The organism is Lapillicoccus jejuensis (assembly GCF_006715055.1).
In the GTDB taxonomy this organism is placed as follows: Bacteria; Actinomycetota; Actinomycetes; order Actinomycetales; family Dermatophilaceae; genus Lapillicoccus; species Lapillicoccus jejuensis.
In genome coordinates, this window is record NZ_VFMN01000001.1 from 2748359 (window position 1) to 2768689 (window position 20331).

General features: G+C 76.1%; 21 protein-coding genes and 1 pseudogene. 17 read left to right on the top strand and 5 right to left on the bottom strand.

The window, feature by feature from the left end:
- Window positions 1-24: 24 nt before the first annotated feature.
- The 10 genes from FB458_RS12860 to FB458_RS12905 are packed head-to-tail and all read left to right on the top strand — an operon-like array spanning window position 25 to window position 9323.
- Window positions 25-852 (top strand): biotin--[acetyl-CoA-carboxylase] ligase, encoded by an 828-nt coding sequence (locus tag FB458_RS12860; protein ID WP_246061201.1) that lies wholly within the window; start codon window positions 25-27, stop codon window positions 850-852.
- Window positions 849-2012, top strand: a complete 1164-nt coding sequence (locus tag FB458_RS12865) for an adenylate/guanylate cyclase domain-containing protein (RefSeq protein ID WP_141848842.1) — start codon at window positions 849-851, stop codon at window positions 2010-2012. The genes FB458_RS12860 and FB458_RS12865 overlap by 4 nt, the downstream gene beginning before the upstream one ends.
- A 10-nt stretch (window positions 2013-2022) precedes the next feature.
- A complete protein-coding gene (locus FB458_RS12870) occupies window positions 2023-2697 on the top strand; it encodes a response regulator transcription factor (RefSeq protein WP_141848843.1) in 675 nt (224 codons plus the stop codon).
- 1 nt (window position 2698) lies between these two features.
- On the top strand, window positions 2699-3724 hold the full coding sequence (locus FB458_RS12875) for a sensor histidine kinase (RefSeq protein ID WP_141848844.1): 1026 nt from the start codon (window positions 2699-2701) through the stop codon (window positions 3722-3724).
- A 35-nt stretch (window positions 3725-3759) separates the two neighbouring features.
- Window positions 3760-4338: a GtrA family protein gene (locus FB458_RS12880; protein ID WP_141848845.1), complete on the top strand. Its 579-nt coding sequence runs from the start codon at window positions 3760-3762 to the stop codon at window positions 4336-4338.
- A gap of 11 nt (window positions 4339-4349) precedes the next feature.
- Window positions 4350-5585, top strand: coding sequence for a 5-(carboxyamino)imidazole ribonucleotide synthase (locus FB458_RS12885; protein ID WP_141848846.1), 1236 nt, complete (start codon window positions 4350-4352; stop codon window positions 5583-5585).
- 25 nt (window positions 5586-5610) lie between these two features.
- Window positions 5611-6117, top strand: coding sequence for a 5-(carboxyamino)imidazole ribonucleotide mutase (gene purE / locus FB458_RS12890; RefSeq protein ID WP_141850554.1), 507 nt, complete (start codon window positions 5611-5613; stop codon window positions 6115-6117).
- Between the two features lie 60 nt (window positions 6118-6177).
- Window positions 6178-7197, top strand: a complete 1020-nt coding sequence (locus tag FB458_RS12895) for an LLM class F420-dependent oxidoreductase (protein WP_141848847.1) — start codon at window positions 6178-6180, stop codon at window positions 7195-7197.
- A gap of 1 nt (window position 7198) precedes the next feature.
- Complete coding sequence (locus FB458_RS12900) at window positions 7199-8113, top strand: oxidoreductase (RefSeq protein WP_141848848.1); 915 nt, start codon at window positions 7199-7201, stop codon at window positions 8111-8113.
- A 43-nt stretch (window positions 8114-8156) separates the two neighbouring features.
- The gene (locus FB458_RS12905; protein WP_141848849.1) at window positions 8157-9323 is read left to right on the top strand and encodes an acyl-CoA dehydrogenase family protein; all 1167 of its coding nucleotides are present in this window, start codon (window positions 8157-8159) and stop codon (window positions 9321-9323) included.
- A 15-nt stretch (window positions 9324-9338) separates the two neighbouring features.
- Here the strand turns inward: FB458_RS12905 and FB458_RS12910 are convergent, their stop codons facing one another.
- Entirely contained in the window at window positions 9339-10064 is a 726-nt protein-coding gene (locus FB458_RS12910; protein WP_211356032.1) for a flavodoxin family protein, read from the bottom strand.
- 157 nt (window positions 10065-10221) lie between these two features.
- Between FB458_RS12910 and FB458_RS22135 the strand changes: the two genes are divergently transcribed.
- A complete protein-coding gene (locus FB458_RS22135; protein WP_141848850.1) occupies window positions 10222-11496 on the top strand; it encodes a glycosyltransferase 87 family protein in 1275 nt (424 codons plus the stop codon).
- 356 nt (window positions 11497-11852) lie between these two features.
- On the opposite strand, the pseudogene FB458_RS22140 reads toward FB458_RS22135, so the two are convergent.
- A pseudogene (locus FB458_RS22140) lies at window positions 11853-12875 on the bottom strand (glycosyltransferase family 87 protein); the annotation flags it as partial.
- A 24-nt stretch (window positions 12876-12899) separates the two neighbouring features.
- On the opposite strand from FB458_RS22140, the gene FB458_RS21635 reads away from it, so the two are divergent.
- Genes FB458_RS21635 through FB458_RS12930 form a run of 3 tightly spaced genes read left to right on the top strand, consistent with a single transcriptional unit; the run spans window position 12900 to window position 14403 of the window.
- On the top strand, window positions 12900-13451 hold the full coding sequence (locus tag FB458_RS21635) for a hypothetical protein (protein WP_211356033.1): 552 nt from the start codon (window positions 12900-12902) through the stop codon (window positions 13449-13451).
- Window positions 13448-14059, top strand: a complete 612-nt coding sequence (locus FB458_RS21640; protein ID WP_211356034.1) for a molybdopterin-dependent oxidoreductase — start codon at window positions 13448-13450, stop codon at window positions 14057-14059. The genes FB458_RS21635 and FB458_RS21640 overlap by 4 nt, the downstream gene beginning before the upstream one ends.
- Window positions 14056-14403 carry a hypothetical protein gene (locus tag FB458_RS12930; RefSeq protein ID WP_141848852.1) on the top strand — a complete coding sequence of 116 codons (348 nt, stop codon included), beginning with the start codon at window positions 14056-14058 and terminating at the stop codon, window positions 14401-14403. The genes FB458_RS21640 and FB458_RS12930 overlap by 4 nt, the downstream gene beginning before the upstream one ends.
- An 11-nt stretch (window positions 14404-14414) precedes the next feature.
- On the opposite strand, the gene FB458_RS21645 is transcribed toward FB458_RS12930, so the two are convergent.
- Complete coding sequence (locus FB458_RS21645) at window positions 14415-15677, bottom strand: DUF2064 domain-containing protein (protein WP_141848853.1); 1263 nt, start codon at window positions 15675-15677, stop codon at window positions 14415-14417.
- Complete coding sequence (locus FB458_RS12940) at window positions 15674-16366, bottom strand: glycosyltransferase family 2 protein (protein ID WP_141848854.1); 693 nt, start codon at window positions 16364-16366, stop codon at window positions 15674-15676. The genes FB458_RS21645 and FB458_RS12940 overlap by 4 nt, the downstream gene beginning before the upstream one ends.
- Window positions 16367-16490: 124 nt before the next feature.
- Here FB458_RS12940 and FB458_RS12945 point away from each other — a divergent pair, with 124 nt between their 5' ends.
- Entirely contained in the window at window positions 16491-17210 is a 720-nt protein-coding gene (locus FB458_RS12945; RefSeq protein ID WP_342778056.1) for a response regulator transcription factor, read from the top strand.
- Complete coding sequence (locus tag FB458_RS12950; RefSeq protein WP_141848855.1) at window positions 17203-18348, top strand: sensor histidine kinase; 1146 nt, start codon at window positions 17203-17205, stop codon at window positions 18346-18348. The genes FB458_RS12945 and FB458_RS12950 overlap by 8 nt, the downstream gene beginning before the upstream one ends.
- Before the next feature lie 23 nt (window positions 18349-18371).
- On the opposite strand, the gene FB458_RS12955 is transcribed toward FB458_RS12950, so the two are convergent.
- Window positions 18372-19460 (bottom strand): NAD-dependent epimerase/dehydratase family protein, encoded by a 1089-nt coding sequence (locus FB458_RS12955; protein WP_141848856.1) that lies wholly within the window; start codon window positions 19458-19460, stop codon window positions 18372-18374.
- 84 nt (window positions 19461-19544) lie between these two features.
- On the opposite strand from FB458_RS12955, the gene FB458_RS12960 reads away from it, so the two are divergent.
- A complete protein-coding gene (locus FB458_RS12960; RefSeq protein ID WP_141848857.1) occupies window positions 19545-20318 on the top strand; it encodes a nucleotidyltransferase domain-containing protein in 774 nt (257 codons plus the stop codon).
- Window positions 20319-20331 lie beyond the last annotated feature (13 nt).

Below are 20331 nucleotides of genomic sequence, written 5' to 3' on the forward strand. Positions count from 1 at the left end.
GCCGTGACTCTAGCCTTGGGTCTCGTGGCTGACCTGGTCGACGTCGACGCCCTGCGTGCGTCCTTCGTCACGCACCCCCCGACGACCGCCGGGGGGTCCGTGCGGTGGGTCGACGTGGAGCACCACGCGAGCCTGCCGTCGACGAACCGACGCGCCCTCGAGCTGGCCCGGCCCGGGCTCGTCGTCCTCGCCGACCACCAGAGCGCCGGCCGCGGCCGGCTCGACCGCGGCTGGGAGTCGCCGGTCGGCGCCTCGCTCCTGCTGTCGGCCACCGTGCCGGTCCCGGCGACGGGGACCGGCTGGCTCCCGCTGCTCGCCGGCCTCGCCGTGGCCCGCGCGGTCCGCGAGGTCGCCGGGGTGCGGGCCGTGCTCAAGTGGCCCAACGACGTCCTGCTGCCGGCCGACGAGGACCGCAAGGTGTGCGGGGTGCTCTGCGAGCTCGGGAGCGCCCCGGGCCGCGCGCCGGTCGTCGTCGTGGGGATCGGCGTCAACCTCACCCAGGGGAGCGACGCGCTGCCGGTGCCCACCGCCACGTCGCTCGCCCTCGCGGGCGCCGGGTCGGTCGACCCGACGGCGCTCGCCGGCGCGGTCCTGCGCCACCTCGCGGTGGCCGTCGACGCGCTCGTGGCGGGCGGCGACGCGGCCGCCGCGGCGCGGGCGTCGTACCGCGGCGCGTGCGACACCCTCGGGCGGGAGGTGCGCCTGCAGCGGACCGGCGCCCCCGACGTCGTCGGCACCGCCGTCGACCTCGACGACGACGGCCGGCTCGTCCTGGAGACGGCGGCGGGGGAGCGGGGCGCGTGGGCGGCCGGCGACGTCGTCCACGCCCGCCGCGAGCCGGTGGGGCCGTGACCGACGAGCCCCCGGGCAGCCGCTCCGGCCGCCGGCCGCGGCCCTCCGACGCCCTCGCGCCCGACCCGGACCCGGACGACATCGCCGCCGCGCTGCTCGGGCGCCCCCGCAGCCTCGGTCGCCGCGACGTCTCCGCCGGCGCCGAGGTCTCGCTGCTCAGCGCGCGCAAGCTGTGGCACGCGCTGGGCTTCCCCGTCGTCACCAACGACGACCCCGTCTTCACCGAGGCCGACGTCTACGCGCTGCGCAGCGTCGCCCGGATGGTGCGCGAGGGCGACATGGACGAGACGACCGTCCTCGCCCACACCCGCGCCTTCGCCCGCACCGCCGACCGGCTCGCCGCCTGGCAGGTGCAGCTCGTCGCCGAGTCCATCGCCGGCGACGACGAGGACCTCGACCCCGCCGACGCGGCCCTGGGCACCGGCCCGCTCGCCGTCCCCGACGTCGCGACGGCCAAGGCCGTCGCCGTCCGGCTGGTCGACCTCGTCGACGAGCTCGAGCCGCTGCTCGTCTACGCCTGGCGCCGCCACCTCACCGACGCCATCTCGCGCATGATCCAGGACGCCGAGCCCAGCGTCGACGAGCACGGGATGTGGCGGCACATCGGCTTCGCCGACCTGGTGAGCTTCACCTCGGTGGTCCGCCGGCTGTCCGAGCGGCAGCTCGCCGAGCTGGTCAAGCGGTTCGAGATCCTCACCTCCGACATCGTCACCGCGCACGGCGGGCGGATCATCAAGACCGTCGGCGACGAGATCCTCTTCTCCAACCGCGAGGCGGCCCCGGCCGCGGCCACCGCGCTCGACCTCGTCGACGCGATGACCGGCGACGAGGTGCTGCCCGAGGTGCGGGTGGGGATGGCCGCCGGCCCCGTCCTGTCCCGGCTCGGCGACATCTTCGGCACGACGGTCAACCGGGCGTCGCGGCTGACCGCCATCGCGCACCCGTCGGCCGTCGTCGTCGACAGCCGGATGGCCGCGGAGCTCGACAGCGTCTCCGGGTTCGCCCTGCGTCCCCTGCGCCGGCGGGCGCTGCGGGGGGTCGGGGAGGTCAAGCCGTACGTCCTGCTGCGCTCCAGCGTCGAGACGCGCACCCTCGGACCCGAGGCGGGTGGCGGGGCCCCCGGCGGGGCGACGTCCCCTTCGCCCCCGTCCGTCCCCTAGCATCGGCGGCATGACGCGCGTGCTGCTCGCCGAGGACGACCCGGCGATCTCCGAGCCGCTGGCCCGGGCGCTGCGCCGCGAGGGGTACGACGTCGACGTCCGTCCCGACGGGCGCGCCGCCCTCGAGGGGGCCCGCGAGAACCCCGACCTCGTCGTCCTCGACCTCGGCCTGCCCTTCGTCGACGGCCTCGAGGTGTGCCGCCGGATCCGCGCCGACGGGCGCACCGTCCCCGTCCTCATCCTCACGGCCCGCGCCGACGAGGTCGACACCGTCGTCGGGCTCGACGCCGGCGCCGACGACTACGTCACCAAGCCGTTCCGGCTCGCCGAGCTGCTCGCCCGGGTGCGGGCGCTGCTGCGCCGCAACCCCGCCGAGAGCGCGCCGGCCAGCGACCTGCTGCGGATCGACCCGGAGGGGCGCCGGGCCTGGTTCAAGGACGAGGAGCTGCACCTGACGGCCAAGGAGTTCGACCTGCTGCGGGTGCTCGTGCGCGAGCAGGGCAAGGTCGTCTCGCGCGAGCAGCTGATGCGCGAGATCTGGGAGACCGCCTGGTTCGGCTCGACCAAGACCCTCGACATGCACATCAGCGTCCTGCGCCGCAAGCTCGGTGACGACGCGGCGCAACCGCAGTACATCTCCACCGTGCGCGGCGTCGGCTTCCGGTTCGAGCGCCCCGAGGGCTGACGTGCGCCCGCTGCTCGTCCGCTCCGTCCTCGTGGGGGCGGGGCTCGCGGCGCTCGTCGTGGCCGTGCCCACCGCGGCCGCGCTGGTCTGGGCCCAGGGCCCGGGCCGCTCGCTCGTGTCCGGCTGGCTCGACCTCGGGCTGGTCGGGGTGTGGGGACCGGCCGCCCTGCTCGCCCTCGTCCTGCTCGCGCTGCTCGCCGCCTCCGTCGTCACCCAGCGGTGGGTCGCCGACGTCGTCCGACCGCTCGAGCGGCTCGCCGAGGCGGCGGAGCGGCTGGCCCAGGGCCGCACCGACCTCGATGCCGTCGACTCGGGCGTGCCCGAGATCGACCGCGTGTCCGCGGTGCTCGTGCGCAGCGCCCGCGACGGGCGCAAGTCGCTGGCCGCCGAGCGCGACTTCGCCTCGGACGCCTCGCACCAGCTGCGCACCCCGCTCACGGCCCTGCTCATGCGGCTCGAGGAGATCTCCGAGACCGACGACCCGGGCGTGGTCAAGGAGGAGGCGACGATCGCCATCGACCAGGTCGAGCGGCTGACCAAGGTCGTCGACGACCTGCTCATGCGCTCCCGGCGGGGGAACGACGCCCCGCGGCCCGAGGTCTCGCTCGACTCGGTCATCGCCGCGCTCCAGCGCGAGTGGCAGCCGGCCTTCGAGCAGGCGCGGCGCAGCGTGCGCGTCCACGGCGAGCGCGGCCTCGTCGTCAAGGCGACGCCGGTGGCCCTCAGCCAGGTGCTGAGCACGCTGCTGGAGAACTCGCTCGTCCACGGCCGCGGCACCGTCGACGTCCAGGCCCGGCGCAGCGGGCCGTCGGTCGTCATCGAGGTGAGCGACCAGGGCGACGGCGTGCCGGCCGCGATCGCCCCGCACATCTTCGAGCGGTCGGTCAGCAGCGGGAAGGGCAGCTCGACCGGACTCGGTCTGGCGCTGGCCCGCGACCTCGCCGAGTCCAACGGCGGCCGGCTCGACCTCGTCGCCACCCAGCCCGCCCGCTTCGCGCTCTTCCTCTCCGAGGCCGAGCAGCGCTGAGCGCCTCGCCCGGACGGCGTCGTTACGCTGTCCCGGTGCGGCGGCTGCGTGACTACCTCTTCGTGCGGCACCGCCGCAACTGGGTGCTCCTCACCCGTTTCGCGCTCGTCGGTCTGACCGGCGTCGTCGTCAACCTGCTCGTGCTCGTCGTCCTGCGACGGCTCGGCCCGCCGGTGGACGATGCGCTCGTGGCCCTGCCCCCCACCCGGTACAGCGTGCGGTGGTACCACCTGTACTCCACGCTCGCGTTCCTCGCGGCCAACCTCTGGAACTTCCAGCTCAACCGGTCGTGGACCTTCCGCAGCGCCCACCACCGTGGCTGGCGCCGGGAGTACGGCCCCTTCCTGCTCATCGGCTTCGCCGGGCAGCTGGTGGGGCTCGTCCTCCTCACGCTGCTCATGCACCCCGAGTCGCCGGTCCACCTCCCCACCCACGTCCTCGACGACTCGACCGGACTGCGCACCCGCCTCTACTGGGCCCAGCTCGTCGTCATCGTCGTCGTGACCCCGCTCTCCTTCGTGCTCAACAAGGTGTGGACCTTCGCCGCCGTCCGTGCCGCCGCGGGGGTGCCTCCGACACCACCGCGCGCGGGCGCGGGCCGCACCGGTCGATAGGCTGGCTGGCCGTGGCTGGACCTCAACGCGCACCCGGTGGTTTCCCCGTCGTCGGCGTCATCGGTGGCGGCCAGCTCGCCCGGATGATGCAGGGCCCCGCCGTCGAGCTCGGCGTCCAGCTGTCCGTGCTGGCCGAGGCGCCCGACGCCGCCGCGGCGCTCGTCATCCCCTCCGCGCCGGTGGGCGACCACCGCGACGTCGAGGCGGTGCGCGCCTTCGCGCGCACCTGCGACGTCGTCACCTTCGACCACGAGCACGTGCCGCCGGACGTCCTCGACGCGCTCGTCGCGGACGGCGTCGCGCTGCACCCGAGCCCGCAGGCGCTGCGCTTCGCCCAGGACAAGCTCGCCATGCGCGAGCGGCTCACCACCCTCGGGCTGCCCTGCCCCCGGTGGGCCGCGGCGCACGACGCGGACGCGGTCCGAGCGTTCGGTGACGAGGTCGGCTGGCCGGTCGTCGCCAAGACCCCGCGCGGCGGGTACGACGGCAAGGGCGTGCGGGTGGTCGACGGCCCGGACCGGGTCGACGAGCTGTCCGACTGGTTGCAGGAGGCCGGGCGCCCGGGCCCGCTCGAGGGCGGTGTGCTGCTCGAGGAGAAGGTCGCCTTCACCCGCGAGCTGGCCGTCCTCGTCGCGCGCAGCCCCAGCGGGCAGGCCGCGGCGTGGCCGGTCGTCGAGACCGTGCAGGTCGACGGCATCTGCACCGAGGTCCTCGCGCCCGCGCCGGGCCTCGACGGCGACCTCGCCGCCCGGGCCACCGAGACCGGGCTGCGGATCGCGGGCGAGCTCGGGGTCACCGGCGTCCTCGCCGTCGAGCTGTTCGAGGTGCCGGGCGCGCCGGGTGAGCAGGGGGGCGACGGGGCGTCGTACGTCGTCAACGAGCTGGCGATGCGGCCGCACAACAGCGGGCACTGGAGCATGGACGGCGCGGTGACCGGCCAGTTCGAGCAGCACGTGCGGGCGGTGCTCGACCTGCCGCTCGGCGACCCGTCGGCGCGCTCGGCGTGGACCGTCATGGCCAACGTCCTCGGCGGCGACCAGCCGGGCGACGAGGAGCTGTACCCCGCCTACCGCCACGTCATGGCCCGCGACCCCGGGGTCAAGGTGCACCTCTACGGCAAGGGCGTGCGGCCCGGCCGCAAGATCGGGCACGTCAACGTGTCCACCGCCGACGCGGACGGCCTCGCCGCCGCCCGCGAGCGGGCGACCCACGCCGCCCACTACCTGAGAGGGACCGTCCGTGAGTGACCCCCAGCCGCTCGTCGGCATCGTCATGGGCAGCGACAGCGACTGGCCCGTCATGGAGCAGGCCGCGCTCGCGCTCGACGAGCTCGGCGTGCCCTACGAGGCCGACGTCGTCTCGGCGCACCGGATGCCGCAGGAGATGCTCGCCTACGGCCAGCAGGCCGCCGAGCGCGGCCTGCGCGTCATCGTCGCCGGCGCCGGCGGCGCCGCGCACCTGCCCGGGATGCTCGCCGCGGTGACGCCGCTGCCGGTCATCGGTGTCCCCGTGCCGCTGAGGTACCTCGACGGGATGGACTCGCTGCTCTCCATCGTCCAGATGCCGGCCGGGGTGCCGGTCGCGACCGTCTCGGTCGGCGGGGCGCGGAACGCCGGCCTGCTCGCCGCCCGGATCCTCGGCGCGGGGGAGGGCGAGGACGCGAGACGCCTGCGCGAGGCGATGGTCGCCTTCCAGGCCGACCTGCGCGACCGGGCGCACGCCAAGGGCGCGGCGCTGCGCGAGCGGCGCACGGGTGCCGGGGGTCCGGCGCGCTCGTAGGGTGAGGGACGCGGCCCCCACCGGGCGCACCCCACACAGTGTGAGAGAAGGCGACACCCCTTGCGTTTCGGTCTCTTCATCCCCCAGGGCTGGCGGCACGACCTCGTCGGCATCGACCCGTCCCAGCACTGGGGCACCATGCTCGGTCTGGCCACCCGCGCCGACGAGAACCCCGACTGGGAGTCGATCTGGGTCTACGACCACTTCCACACCGTCCCGGTCCCCTCGCAGGAGGCGACGCACGAGGCGTGGTCGCTCATGGCGGCGTACGGCGCCGCGACCTCCCGGGTGCGCCTGGGCCAGATGTGCACCTGCATGGCGTACCGCAACCCCGCCTACCTGGCCAAGGTCGCCGCGACGATCGACGTCGTCAGCGGCGGCCGGGTCGAGATGGGCATCGGCGCGGGCTGGTACGAGCACGAGTGGCGCGCCTACGGCTACGGCTTCCCGAAGGCCGGTGACCGGCTCGGCGCGCTGCGCGACGGCGTCGAGATCTTCCGGCAGATGTGGACGCAGGGGAGCGCGACGCATGCGGGCAAGTACTACACGGTCGACGGCGCGATCTGCTCGCCGCGGCCGCTGCAGGGCACGTCGTCCCCGGGCTCGAGCGACAACGGCATCCCCATGTGGGTGGCCGGCGGCGGCGAGAAGGTGACGCTCAAGATCGCGGCGGAGTACGGCGACTACACGAACTTCGACGGCTCCCTCGAGGGGTTCGTGCACAAGAGCGAGGTCCTCGAGGGCCACTGCCGGGACCTCGGTCGCGACTTCGGCTCGATCGTGCGCTCGGCCAACTACAACGTCGTCATCGGCGAGACCGAGAAGGACGTGCAGGACCGGATCGACTGGACGCGCGACCACTACCTCAAGGCCGGCATCCCGCAGGACGTCGTCGACGGGCAGGTCGAGGGGCTGCGCACCGGCCCCGCCGTCGGCACCCCGGAGCAGATCGTCGAGTCGCTCACGGCGTTGCAGGACAAGGGGATGACCTACGCCATCACCTACTTCACCGAGGCGGCGTACGACACCTCCGGCATCGAGCTGTTCGAGCGCACCGTCGTCCCCGAGCTGCGCGGCTGACGTGGCGACGGGCACCCGGTCCTGGTCGATCGACGCCGTCCCGGACCAGACCGGGCGCACCGTCGTCGTCACCGGCGCCAACTCAGGCATCGGCCTGGAGGCCTCGAAGGTCCTCTCCGGCAGGGGCGCTCGCGTCGTCCTGGCCTGCCGCGACCCGCGGCGGGGCGAGGTGGCGCGCGAGCAGGTGGGGGGCGCGGCGGAGGTCCGCGCCCTCGACCTGGCCGACCTGGCGTCGGTCCGGGACTTCGCCGACGGGCTGGACGGCGAGGTCGACGTCCTCGTCCTCAACGCCGGGGTCATGGCGCCGCCCCTCTCGCGGACCGTCGACGGCTTCGAGAGCCAGCTCGGCACCAACGTCGTCGGCCACGCCGCGCTCACGGCGCGGCTGCTGCCGCAGGTGACCGACCGCGTGGTGTGGCTGAGCTCGATGATGCACCGGTTCGGCAGCATCGACCTGGCCGACCTCAACTGGGAGCACCGGCGCTACCGGCGGTGGAGCGCGTACGGGCAGAGCAAGCTCGCGGACCTCATGCTCGCCTACGAGCTGCAGCGGCGCCTCACGCTGGCCGGGTCGTCGGTGCGGTCGGTGGCCGCGCACCCGGGCTACTCCTCGACCAACCTCCAGCAGCACGCCGCCGGTCCGTTCGCCCGCCTCAACAAGGGCCTGCAGGACCTGGTGGCGCGCACGGGGATCGGCATCCAGAGCGCCGAGGCCGGAGCCTGGCCGACCCTCATGGCGGCCACCGACCCGGACCTGCCGGGCGGCTCGTACGTCGGCCCGGGGGGACCGGCCGAGATGACGGGCGCGCCGCGGGTGGTCGGCTCGACCGACGCCTCGCACGACGCGGCCGTCCAGAACGCCCTCTTCGACCAGGTCGAGGAGCTCGCCGGTGTGACCTTCGGCCTACCGCGCTGAGGCGCGCCGTACGCCGCCGTACCCGCAGGTAACATCTGGCGCTGTGAGCAGCGCAGCCGACTTCCCCCTCTTCACCCTCACCGAGGACCACCTGGCCATCCGCGAGGCCGTGCGCGCCGTCGCCGAGGACAAGATCGCGCCGTACGCCGCCGCGGTCGACGAGGAGGCGCGCTACCCGCAGGAGGCGCACGACGCGCTCGTCGCGAGCGACTTCTTCGCCCCGCACGTGCCGGAGGCGTACGGCGGCGTCGGTGCCGACGCGCTGGCCGTGTGCCTCGTCATCGAGGAGGTCGCGCGGGCCTGCGCGAGCAGCTCGCTCATCCCGGCGGTCAACAAGCTGGGGTCGCTGCCGGTGCAGCTGGCCGGCAGCGAGGACGTCAAGCAGCGCTACCTCACGCCGCTGGCCGAGGGGCGGACGACGTTCTCCTACGGGCTCTCCGAGCGGGAGGCGGGGTCCGACACCGCGTCGATGCGGACCAAGGCCGTGCGCGACGGCGACGACTGGGTGCTGACCGGGCAGAAGTCGTGGATCACGAACGCCGGGGTCTCCGAGTACTACACGGTGCTCGCCGTCACCGACCCCGACGGGCGGCGCGGGGCGAACGTCACCGCGTTCGTCGTCGAGAAGTCCGACGAGGGCTTCACCTTCGGCGAGAAGGAGCGCAAGCTCGGCATCAAGGGCAGCCCGACGCGCGAGCTGCACTTCGACAAGGTCCGGCTGCCGGGCGACCGGGTCGTCGGCGAGGTCGGCGACGGGCTGAGGATCGCGCTGCGCACCCTCGACCACACGCGGATCACCATCGGGGCCCAGGCCGTCGGCATCGCGCAGGGGGCGCTGGACCACGCGCTGGCCTACGTCAAGGAGCGGCAGCAGTTCGGCAAGCACATCTCCGAGTTCCAGGGCGTCCAGTTCATGCTCGCCGACATGGCGATGCAGCTCGAGGCCGCCCGGCAGATGGTCTACGTCGCCGCCGCCAAGAGCGAGCGCGAGGACCCGGACCTGACCTTCTTCGGGGCGGCGGCCAAGGCGTACGCGTCGGACGTCGCGATGTCGATCACCACCGACGCCGTCCAGCTGATGGGCGGCGCGGGCTACACCCGCGACTTCCCGGTCGAGCGGATGATGCGCGACGCGAAGATCACCCAGATCTACGAGGGCACCAACCAGGTGCAGCGGGTCGTCATGGCTCGTCAGCTCCTCAAGCGCTGAGGGTCGTCGCGGCCGTCAGCGGTACTCCGGATTCTCGTAGTCGAACCGGCACCCGGCGTCCCACTGCGAGCGCTGGTTGCCGTGGGCGGGGATGCCGCCGGCGTCCTTGAGCAGCCGGGCGAGGTGGATGAGGTTCCACGTCATGAAGGTCGTGTTGCGGTTGGTGAAGTCGTTCTCCGGGCCGCCCGAGCCCGGGTCGAGGTACGACGGCCCGGGGCCGGCCTCGCCGATCCACCCGGCGTCCGCCTGCGGCGGGATCGTGTAGCCGATGTGCTGCAGCGTGTAGAGGACGTTCATCGCGCAGTGCTTGATCCCGTCCTCGTTGCCGGTGATGAAGCAGCCCGCGACCCGGCCGTAGTAGAGGTACTGCCCGGCGTCGTTGAGCAGGTGCGAGCCGCCGTACAGCCGCTCGTGCACCCGCTTCATCACCGAGCTGTTGTCGCCCAGCCAGATCGGGCCGGCGAGGACGAGGATGTCGGCCGCGAGGACCTTCTCGAAAATCATCGGCCAGTCGTCGGTGGCGGCGCCGTGCTCGCGCATGTCCGGCCACACGCCGGTCGCGATGTCGTGGTCGACGGCGCGGACCACGTCGACCTGGATGCCGTGCTCGCGCATGATGTGCGCGCTGGCGTCGACCAGGCCCTGGGTGTTGCTCGTCTCGGGCGAGCGCTTGAGCGTGCAGTTGACGAAGAGCGCCGAGAGGTCGGAGTAGTCGGGCAAAGTGCCCGTCGTCGTAATCATCGATGTGCCTTCCTGGGAACGTCACCGTCGGCGCCCGGCCGCGCCAGGGTCAGCGTCCGACCCCGCGGCCAGGGCTGTCCAGTCCCACCCCGGGCCGTCATCGGGCCGTAAGGCGTCGTCGCCCCGGGCCGGCGCCGTGGGCTCCTACCGTGCAGAGGTGCCGAGTCGGACGCTGGCGCCCGCGTGGTCGCGCGGCGCGCACCGGGTGCTGCTGGGGGCCGTGCTGGTGGTCGGTGGCCTCGTGCCGCGGCTCGGGGGGCGCGCCGTCGACCTCGAGGTCTACCGCACGGCCGGCCGGGTCGTCGGGCGCGGGCTGCCGCTCTACGCGGCCGGGTACCCGTGGGGGTCGGGCGTGGGGCTGCCGTTCACCTACCCGCCCGTCGCCGCGCTCGTCCTGGGCCGGTCGGCGCTGCTGCCGTCCGCGCTCGCCACGGCGGTGGTGACGCTGGGCGGGGTGGCGGCGCTGCTGCTCACGCTGCGGCTCGCGACCGCGTCGATCGGCTTCACGTCCACGGGCGCTCCCCGGACGCGTCTGCTCGGGATCCTGGTCGTCGCCGCCGCGCTGGCCCTCGAGCCGGTGCGCTCCACGCTCTTCTTCGGGCAGGTCAACCTCCTGCTCATGGTCCTCGTCGTGGCCGACGTGCTGCCGGTCCGGACCCGGCACCCGCGCGGTCTCCTGCTGGGGCTGGCGGCGGCGGTCAAGCTGGTCCCGCTCGTCTTCCTCGTGCTGCTGCTGGTCCGTCGGGACCGCCGAGCGGCCGCCACGGCGCTGGGGGTGTTCGCCGTCGCCCAGGGCGTCGGCGCGGTGGTGCTGCCCCGCGACAGCGGTGACTACTGGCTGGGCGGGGTGGTGACGTCGGCGTCGCGGGTCGGGCCCCCGGCCACCGCGGCCAACCAGTCGCTGACCGGGGTCCTCGCGCGGATGGCGCCGCAGGCGCCGGGGTGGGTGACGGCGGCGGTGGCCGCCGCGGTCCTCGGCCTGGTCGTCGCGGCCGTCGCCGAGCGGACCCGGCGCGGCGACGACCTCGGGGCGCTGCTGTGCACGGCGGCCGGTGGGCTCCTGCTCTCGCCCGTCTCGTGGACCCACCACTGGGTGTGGGTGGTGCCGGCCCTGCCGTGGGCGGTCGCCCGGGCCCGGGGTCTGCCGGCCCGGCTCGCCCTGACGGTCCCGTTCGCCCTGTTCCTCGTCGGACCGTCGTCCCTGCTGCCGTCCGGCGGCGGGCGCGAGCTGGGATGGACGTGGTGGCAGCACGTCGTCGGCGACGCCTACGTCGAGGTCGCGCTCGTCGTGCTCGTCGTCGCGGCGCTGCCGTCGCTGCGGCGGGCGGCGGCGTGGGTGGCGCGACGGCGCAGCAGGCCCGCCGCGAGCACGACGGCGGTCGCCGTGCACCACGCGCCGGTGACCAGCCCCGGCACGCCGAGCCCGAGGTAGGCGACCTCGCCGGCGACGGCGACCGCGAACCACTCGCCCCTCCCCGCGAGGACCGCGAGAGCCACGAGCGGGACGGCGTACCAGCCGTAGGTCGGCGTCGTGGCCAGCAGCAGGACGCCGTACGACGTCGCGCCGGCCGTCGCCACGGAGGCGGTCGTCACCGGCCGGCGGGAGGCCCCCCGGACGGCGAGGAGCGTCGCGGCGGCGATGACGACGGCGGTCGCCCACGGCACGGCGGCGGCGGGCAGCAGCAGCCGCAGCGTCGCGGAGCGACCGGCGGCGTCCTCCTCGAGGAGGTAGCCAGGGAGGTATCCCAGGACGAGGGTTCCTGCGACGGCGACGTGCGGGGCGTACGTCGCCGCGAGCGTCCCCACGGCGGCGAGCGGCGCCGACAGGCCCGGCCACCACCGGCGGCGCAGGACCGGCGACAGCCCGGCGACGACGAGCAGGGGGACGAGCTTGACCCCCGCGGCCAGACCGACGAGCACGCCCGGGAGCCACCGGCGCCCGCGCCCCGGCCCGGTCCCGGTGAGCGCCACCGCGGCGACGAGCAGGGCGCCGGCGAGGACGTCGACGTGCGCGCCGTTGCCGGTCTCCAGCAGGACGAGCGGGCACCAGGCCCACCACAGGGCGTGGCGGGGGTCGCGCCCGGCCCGGCGCAGCAGGGCGGCCAGGGCGACGGCGACCCCGACGGCGAGCAGGGCGGAGCCCACCTGCAGCCCGAGGGTGCCGGCCGACCACGGCGTCACCGCGGCGACGGCGGCGAACCAGGCCTCGGCGACCGGCGGGTAGACCGTGGGCACCCGGGGCCGGTTGATCCGGGTGCGCGCGTCGTCGCGGGCCCTCGCCGCGAGGTCCGCCCGGTCGGTCGGGACCGGCTCGGTGAGGTAGCCCGAGCGCTGCGCCGGGCCGATTCCCGGGAAGAGGACCGGGTCGCGCAGCCCGGCCAGCCGGTCGTCGAGCGGCGCGTACCGGTACGGCGAGACGCCCGCCAGCTGCACCCGCCCGTCCCACACGTACCGGTACGCGTCGCTGCTCGTCAGCGGCGGGTGCGCCAGCCCCGGCAGCTGCACCACCGCCGCGGCGAGGCCGACGACGACGAGGACGTGCCGGGGGGACGGTCCGCGCAGCACCCACCCGGTCAGGGCGAGCACGAGCACCCACAGCAGCAGGAGGAGCACGAGCGGTCGCGGCCCGCGGCCGTCGTCGACGAGGCCGGCGACCACCGCCCAGGCGGCGGTCACCACCGCCGCGGCGAGGGCGACCCGCAGGATGCGCACCCGCACACTCTGCCGCCGCTCGGCCGTCCACGCCCCCACCACCTGCCCGGCACCGACCGACGTCACCGACGCGTAAGGCCTCGCCGGCGCACGGCGCACCCGAAGGCTCCTAGCGTCGACGACGTGCCCCAGCCACCCCGCCCCGAGGACTTCCGCTCACCGCTGCACGGGCCGGGTCTGACCGCCCGCCTGGGGGTCTGGCTCGCCGCGGCCTTCCTCGTCTGCTTCGTCACCGGGGTCGTCAGCCACCTGCAGCAGGACCCCGTCGCGGGTCTCGTCCTGCCGACCGGCCCGGCGTGGGGCTACCGGGTGACGCAGGGTCTGCACGTCGTCACCGGGACCGCGAGCCTGCCGCTGCTGCTGGCCAAGATGTACGCCGCCTACCCGCGGCTCTTCGAGCGCCCGCTGCTCGGCGGCCCGCTGCGGGCGCTCGAGCGGCTCGCCACCGGCGTCCTCGTGGCCAGCGCGTTCTTCCTCCTGCTCAGCGGGCTGGTCAACGTCGCCCAGTGGTACGCCGTCCTCGGCTTCGGCTTCCGCCAGGCCCACTTCGCGCTCGCGTGGGTGGCGGTCGGGGCCATCGCGACCCACGTCGCGATCAAGCTGCCGGTCATCCGGGACGCGTTGACCGCGCCGCTGGAGGACCCGGCCGACCGGGCCCGGACGGGGCTGCGGTGAGCCCCGTGCACGGCCCGGCGGGTGACCGGCGCTGGTTCCTGCGCGGCGCGCTCGGCGTCGGCGCGGCGACCGCGCTGCTCACCGCGGGGAGCGCCGTACCGGCCCTGGAACGGGTGTCGCTGCTGCGGTCCCGCACCCCGAGCCGCAGCCCCCAGGGCGTCCCGGTCAACCGCACCCCGGCCCAGGCCGGCGTGACCGCGGTGGACGAGTCGCGGTGGCGACTGCGGGTCGTCGGTCCGGCCGGCACCCGCGAGGTCGGCGCCGCCGACCTGGCCGCGCTGCCGTCGCGCACCGTGGTCCTGCCGATCGCCTGCGTGGAGGGGTGGAGCGCGACGGCGACCTGGACCGGGGTCCGGGTCCGCGACCTCACCGCCCTCGTCGGCGCGACCGGGCAGGACCTCGTCGTGACCTCCACCGAGCGGTCGGGACCCAACCGGGTCAGCCGGCTCCCGGCCGCGTTCGCCGACCACGACGACACCCTCGTGGCGCTGCGCATCGACGGGGTCCGGCTGCCGCTCGAGCACGGCTTCCCCGCGCGGCTCATCGCCCCGAACCGCCCGGGCGTGCTGCAGACCAAGTGGCTCGCGTCGCTCGAGGTGGCGTCGTGACCGCCGGCCCGCTCCGACCTCGTGAGCTGCGGCCGGCGACGCGCGGGGAGCGCCGCGCCCGCGTCGCGCTCGTCGCGGTCGGGCTCGGGCTGGCCCTCGTCGGGGCCGTCGCCGCCGTCACCACCCTGCCGCCCGCTCAGTGGGTGCGGGTGGCGCTGTGGCTGGCGGCCGGGGTCGTGGTCCACGACGCCGTCGTGGCGCCGCTGGCCCTCGCGCTCGGGGTCGGGGTCCTGGGTCGGGTGCGCCGCCCCGCCGTACGGCGCCTCCTGCGCGCCGGGCTGCTCCTGGCCGCCACGGTCGTCGTCGTCGCCGTCCCGCTGCTCGCGACCGGCGGCCTGCGCTGACGGCGGGGCCCTCAGCCGACCGAGCGGAGCGCGACGAAGGACCGGTGCGCGACCCGCCACTCCTCGACGGGGACGAACCCGGCCCGGGTCGCCTCGCGCACCAGGCGCCGCGAGCCGACGACGGCCCACGGCACCGGTCGCGAGCGGCGACCGTGCGGCCCGACCAGCCGCAGCTCGGTGAGGGCGTCGGCCTCCTCGTCGAGGTCGACCTCGACGAGGGCGAGCGCTCCCGGGCGCAGCAGGGTGCGGCACCGGGCCAGCAGGGCGGCGGGGTCGCCGCCGATGCCGATGTTGCCGTCGGCGAGCAGCACCGTCCCCCAGCGGCCCTCGCCGGGCAGGGGACCGTGCACGTCGCGGCGCAGCGCCGAGGCGCCGCGCCCGAGCGTGGCGGCGACCGCGGCCGGTGACACGTCGACGCCGAGGACGGGCAGCCCCCGGCCGGCCAGGGCGCCGACGAAGCGCCCGGGACCGCACCCGACGTCGAGGACGGGGGGCTCGCACCGGGCGACGACCAGCTCGTCGGCGTCGCTCATCGCCTGCCAGGGGACCGCGTCGAGCGGGCGCCGGCTCCCGTCGGCGCCCAGCAGCTCGACGCTCGCGCCGGCGAGGGCCGCCTCGAAGAGCGTGCCGGGGTCCACGTCGCGCAGGAGCCGGCGGTGGACCCGGGCGAAGCGGGTGCCCGGCCCCTGCGCCGCCACCCGGGCGGCGTCCGCGGGGTCGTCGACGTCGAGCAGCGGCGGCAGCAGGTGCACCCGCAGCCCGAGCGAGCGCAGCCGGTCGAGCTGCCGGGCGCCGGTCGTGGGCGTGGACATCGGGACGCCGGCGAACGCGCCGGGGACCGGCCGGCGCAGCCCGACGGCCCAGTAGCCGCCGTCGGGGGAGGGACCGAGGACCGCGTCGGCGCCGTCCCAGTCGGACCGCAGCAGCTCGCGCGTCACCTGCGGGGTGTCCATCCCGACGAGCAGGGTGGGCCGCTGCGCCCGGGGCGCCAGGTCGCCGAGCAGGTCGGCGAAGACGTGCTCGAGCCGCTCGTCGAGCCCGTCGCCGCGCTGCGGCAGGACGGTGGCGTCCGGGGGCAGCCACCGCACCGGCGGCCCGTCCCAGGCGACGACGCGACGACGGGCCCCGACGCGGGCCGTCACGTCGAGGGTGTCGCGCAGCGCGGCGGTCGCCAGCACCGCGGCCTCGCCCGCGCTGAAGGTGGGGGTGAGCCGGGTCTTGACCCGGCCCGGGACCGGCGACTTGGCGAGCACGACCACCGTGTCCGGGGTCACGCGTCCAGCACCCGGCTCATGTCCCGCACGGCCCGGGCGGCACCGAGCGGGGTGCCGGTGACCTTCGAGCGCCCGACCCGCGGCCGGTAGGTCACGTCGACCTGCGCGACGCGCCAGCCCGCGTCGGCGGCCCGCACCACCGTCTCGAGCGGGTAGCCCGAGCGGCGGTCGACCACCCCCAGGTCGAGCAGGGCCCGGCGTCCGGCCAGCCGCATCGGCCCGACGTCGTCGAGCCGCAACCCGGTCCGCCGGCGCAGCCGCGAGGCGAGGACGCGGTTGGCCAGGCGCAGGTGCCACGGCCACGACCGCGGTACGGCGCGTCGCCGTCCCACCACGAGGTCCGCGCCCGCCCGGTGGGCCGTGAGCAGCCGCTCCAGCTCGCCGGGGTCGAGGCTGGCGTCGGCGTCCATGACGGCGACCAGGTCGGCGGTGGCCGCCTCGAGCCCGGCGTGGCACGCGGCGCCGTACCCCCGCACGGGGGCCGTGACGACGAGCGCCCCGAGGGCCTGCGCCACCTCCGCGGACCCGTCGCGCGAGCCGTTGTCGACGACGACGGGCCGGGCGAAGGCGGGCATCCGGCCCAGGACCCAGGGCAGCGCGTCGGCCTCGTCGAGGCAGGGCAGCACGACGTCGACGGTGCTCGCGGGGTCGGTCACCCCCGCGTCGGGGACGGGTCGGCTCGTGGGCATGGGGCGACGGTAGGCGGCGCCCTACGGCGTCGGCGGGGGCCGACGATGACGGGAGGCTTACGTCCGGCGGCCCGCACCGCCGAGGGGACCGGGCGCGGGGCGCGGGCGGCCTACGCTCGGGCGGGTGGTGGCCCGTGTGCTCGTCGTCGAGGACGACCCGACCGTGTCCGGCGTCCTCGTCGCGTACCTGCGCCGCGCCGGCTTCGACCCCGTCGTCGCGGCCGACGGCCCGACCGCGCTGCAGCAGTGGGGCCGCGTGCGCCCCGACGTCGTCGTCCTCGACGTCCTGCTGCCCGGGCTGTCCGGCCTGGAGGTGCTGCGGCGTCGTCGCGACGCCGACGACGACAGCGCGGTCATCGTCCTCAGCGCCCTCGGGGAGGAGGACGACCGGCTCCTCGGCCTCGACCTCGGAGCCGACGACTACGTCACCAAGCCCTACAGCCCGCGCGAGGTCGTCGGCCGGGTGCAGGCGCTGCTGCGCCGGAGCGAGCGGCTGGGGGAGCGGACGGGTGCCCGGCCCCTGCTGCCGCGCCGCCTCGTCAGCGACGGCCTGTGGCTGGACCTCGCCGCGCGGACCGCCGGGACCGGCGACGGCCCGGTCACCCTGACCCAGCGCGAGTTCGACCTGCTGGCCCACTTCATGGGCCACCCCGGCGAGGCGTTCTCCAAGGAGCAGCTGCTGCGCCGGGTGTGGGGCTGGGACTTCGGGGACGCCTCGACCGTCACGGTGCACGTGCGGCGGCTGCGCGAGAAGGTCGAGGACGACCCGTCGGACCCGCGGCGCGTCGTCACCGTGCGCGGCACCGGGTACCGGTTCGACGGGCAGGTCGCGGTCGATGGGTGACCTCGTCACGATCGGCGCGTCCACCGCCGTCGCCTGCGCCCTCGTGGCCGGCCTCGGCGGCCTCGCGCTGCGGGTGGTCCGGGCGCGCTCGCTCGTGCTGTCCGTCGTCGTCGCCGCCCTGACGCCCTTGGCCGCCGTGTCCGCCGCGGTCGTCGTCAACGTCCGGCTCATGTTCCTCTCGGCGCACGACTCGACCGCGGTGCAGCTGGCCCTCGGGCTCGCCGTCGTCATCGCCGTCGGGTTGGCCGTCGTCCTCGGTCGACGGGTCGCGACGAGCAGCCGGGAGCTGGCCAGTCAGGTGCGTGGGCTGGGGGACGGGGCGCCCCCGGGCGCGGCGGGGCTCCGTACGGGCCCCTCGGGGGCACCGGCCGAGCTGGCCGCGCTCGCCGCCGAGCTCGCCACCACGCGGGGGCGGCTGGAGGAGGCGCAGCGCCGGGCCCGTGCGCTCGACGAGAGCCGGCGGGAGCTCGTCGCGTTCATGTCGCACGACCTGCGGACCCCGATGGCCGGGCTGCGGGCGCTGGCCGAGGGCCTCGAGGACGGGGTGGTCGAGCGCGCGACGGGCCTGCGGCAGATCCGTCAGACCGTCGAGCGGATGAACGGGCTGGTCACCGACCTGTTCGAGGTGTCGCGGCTGCAGGCCGGGAGCGGGGGCCGGCCGCGCCCCCGGCGGCTGGTCAGCCTCGTCGAGCTGTGCCTGGACGTCGTCGGCGAGCTCGCCGCGCACGCCGAGCGTCGGCAGGTGGGTCTGCGGCTGAGGTCGGCGGGCGACGACGACCGGCTCGCCGTCCTCGGCGACGCGGAGGAGCTCACCCGGGCCCTGACCAACCTCGTCGGCAACGCCGTCCGGCACACCGGTGCCGGGGGCGAGGTCGTCGTCGAGGCCGTACGGCGTCCCGACGGCCGGGTCGCCGTCGCCGTCACCGACGGGTGCGGGGGGATCGCCGACGAGGACCTGGCCCGGGTCTTCGACCTCGGGTGGCGCGCCGACCCGGGCCGCAGCCCCGGGGACGCCGGGGCGGGGCTGGGGCTGGCCATCGCCCGAGGCGTCGCCGAGGCCCACGAGGGCTCCCTCGACGTCGTCAACGTCGACGGCGGCTGCCGGTTCGCGCTGGTGCTGCCGACGCGGACGAGCTGAGCGGGAGCGTCGTCGGGGACGCGTCAGCCCTCCCGTGCCGACGCCTCGGCGACGAGGTCGCGGACCCCCTCGGCCAGCGGGATCCCGGCCCGCCAGCCGAGGGTCGTGGCCGCCCGCTCGCTGGAGGCGGTGACGTGCCGGACGTCGCCGAGCCGGAACGCGCCGGTGACGACCGGCTCCGGGCCGCCGACCGCCTCGGCGAGGGTGCGGGCCAGCCCGCCGACCGTGCCGACCACGCCGGAACCGACGTTGAGCGCGGTGTGCGGGGCCAGGGTGGTCGCGGCGTCCGGCTCGAGGGCGCGCCCCACGGCCCGGGCGAAGGCCCGTCCGACGTCGGCGACGTGGACGAAGTCGCGGCGCTGCCGGCCGTCCTCGTGCACCCGGGGGGCCTCACCGCGGGCGAGCGCCGAGAGGAAGATGGCGGCCACGCCGGCGTACGGGGTGTCGCGGGGCATCCCCGGCCCGTAGACGTTGTGCAGCCGCAGGGACACCGCCCGGCCGCCCGTCTCGCGGGCCCACACCGCGGCGAGGTGCTCCTGCGCGACCTTGGTCGCGGCGTAGGTGTTGCGCGGGTCCAGGGGGGCGTCCTCGTCGACGAGGCCGGGCTCGAGGGGGTCGCCGCACCGCGGGCACGGCGGCTCGAACCGTCCCGCCTCGAGGTCCCCGGGGCGGCGCGGCCCGGGCGGGACGACGCCGTGCCGGGGGCAGGTGTAGCGGCCTTCCCCGTAGACCACCATCGAGCCGGCCTGGACGACGGCACGGACCCCCGCGTCGGCGGCGGCCCGGAGCACGACCGCCGTCCCGAGGTCGTTGCTGGACACGTAGTCGTCGATGTCGGACAGGTCCACCCCGAGGCCCACCTTGGCCGCGAGGTGGACGACGGCGTCGGACCCCCGCACGACCGGGACCAGCCGGTCCCGGTCGCGGACGTCGATGTGCCGCACCGGGATCCGCCGTCCGTCCAGGCGCCCTCGCGCGGCGGTGCCGCCGTCGCGGTGGACGTCCGGACGCAGCGAGTCCACCACCACGACGTCGTCCCCGCGCTCCGCCAGCGCGTCGAGGACGGCCGCCCCGACGAAGCCGGCCCCACCCGTCACCACGACCCGCGCCATGCCCGGGACAGTAGTGGGCCGGTCGCACCGCCGTGCGGACCTACCCTGGGCGGGCCGGTGGCCACGCGGGCGGGAGGAGGTCCGGTGCGCGATCCGTGGGAGGGCCGGGCGGCCGACGGCACGATCACGACGGGGGTGCGTGCCGACCGGGTCGCGCCGCCGTACCGCCCGGTGCTGAGCGCCGCCGTCGACGCGGTCCGGGCGCTCGACCCGTCGGCGACCCTCGCGGTCTACGGGTCGGTGGCGACCGGGCGGGCCCGCACCCCGACGTCCGACGTCGACCTGCTGACCGTCGGGCTGCCCGCCGCGGACGCCGCAGCCGTCGGGCGGGACCTGACCGGGCGCTTCGCGGACCGGTGCCGCGAGGTGGCGGTGGCGGCGCTCCCCCTGGCGCACCTGCTCGACGGGTCGGACGCGGCCTATGGCGACCAGGTGTTCCTGCGGCACTACGTGGTCGTGCTGTCGGGGCCCGACCCCGCCGACGGCTGGCCCGCCTTCCCCGCCGACGCGCGGGCCGCGCGCGGGTTCAACGGCGACATCGCCGTCCACGCGCGTCGCTGGCGTGAGCGGCTGGACGGCGAACCGGCCGCGGCGGCGGGGCGAGCGGTGGCGCGCAAGACGCTGCTGGCGGTGGCCGGGCTGGTCAGCGTCCACGACACGACCTGGACGACCGATCGGGCCACCGCCGCCCGGCGGTGGGCGCAGCTGCGCCCGGAGCAGGCGGCCGGGCTGATGCGGCTGCTCGCGTGGGGCGAGGGGGAGGCGGGGGCCTCGCGGACCGAGGTGGAGCGGGCGCTCGACGGGGTCGTCGACCACGTCGTCGACGCGTTCGCGCGCGAGGTCGGCCTGTGGCGGTGACCCCGCCCGTGGG

What these genes read in the sequence shown, in the direction of transcription:
- FB458_RS12870 (WP_141848843.1), top strand. Translation starts at nt 2,023, where the DNA reads ATGACGCGCGTGCTGCTCGCCGAGGACGACCCGGCGATCTCCGAGCCG.
- purE (WP_141850554.1), top strand. Translation starts at nt 5,611, where the DNA reads ATGGGCAGCGACAGCGACTGGCCCGTCATGGAGCAGGCCGCGCTCGCG.
- FB458_RS12910 (WP_211356032.1), bottom strand. Translation starts at nt 10,064, where the DNA reads ATGATTACGACGACGGGCACTTTGCCCGACTACTCCGACCTCTCGGCG.
- FB458_RS12940 (WP_141848854.1), bottom strand. Translation starts at nt 16,366, where the DNA reads ATGCCCACGAGCCGACCCGTCCCCGACGCGGGGGTGACCGACCCCGCG.
- FB458_RS12950 (WP_141848855.1), top strand. Translation starts at nt 17,203, where the DNA reads ATGGGTGACCTCGTCACGATCGGCGCGTCCACCGCCGTCGCCTGCGCC.
- FB458_RS12955 (WP_141848856.1), bottom strand. Translation starts at nt 19,460, where the DNA reads ATGGCGCGGGTCGTGGTGACGGGTGGGGCCGGCTTCGTCGGGGCGGCC.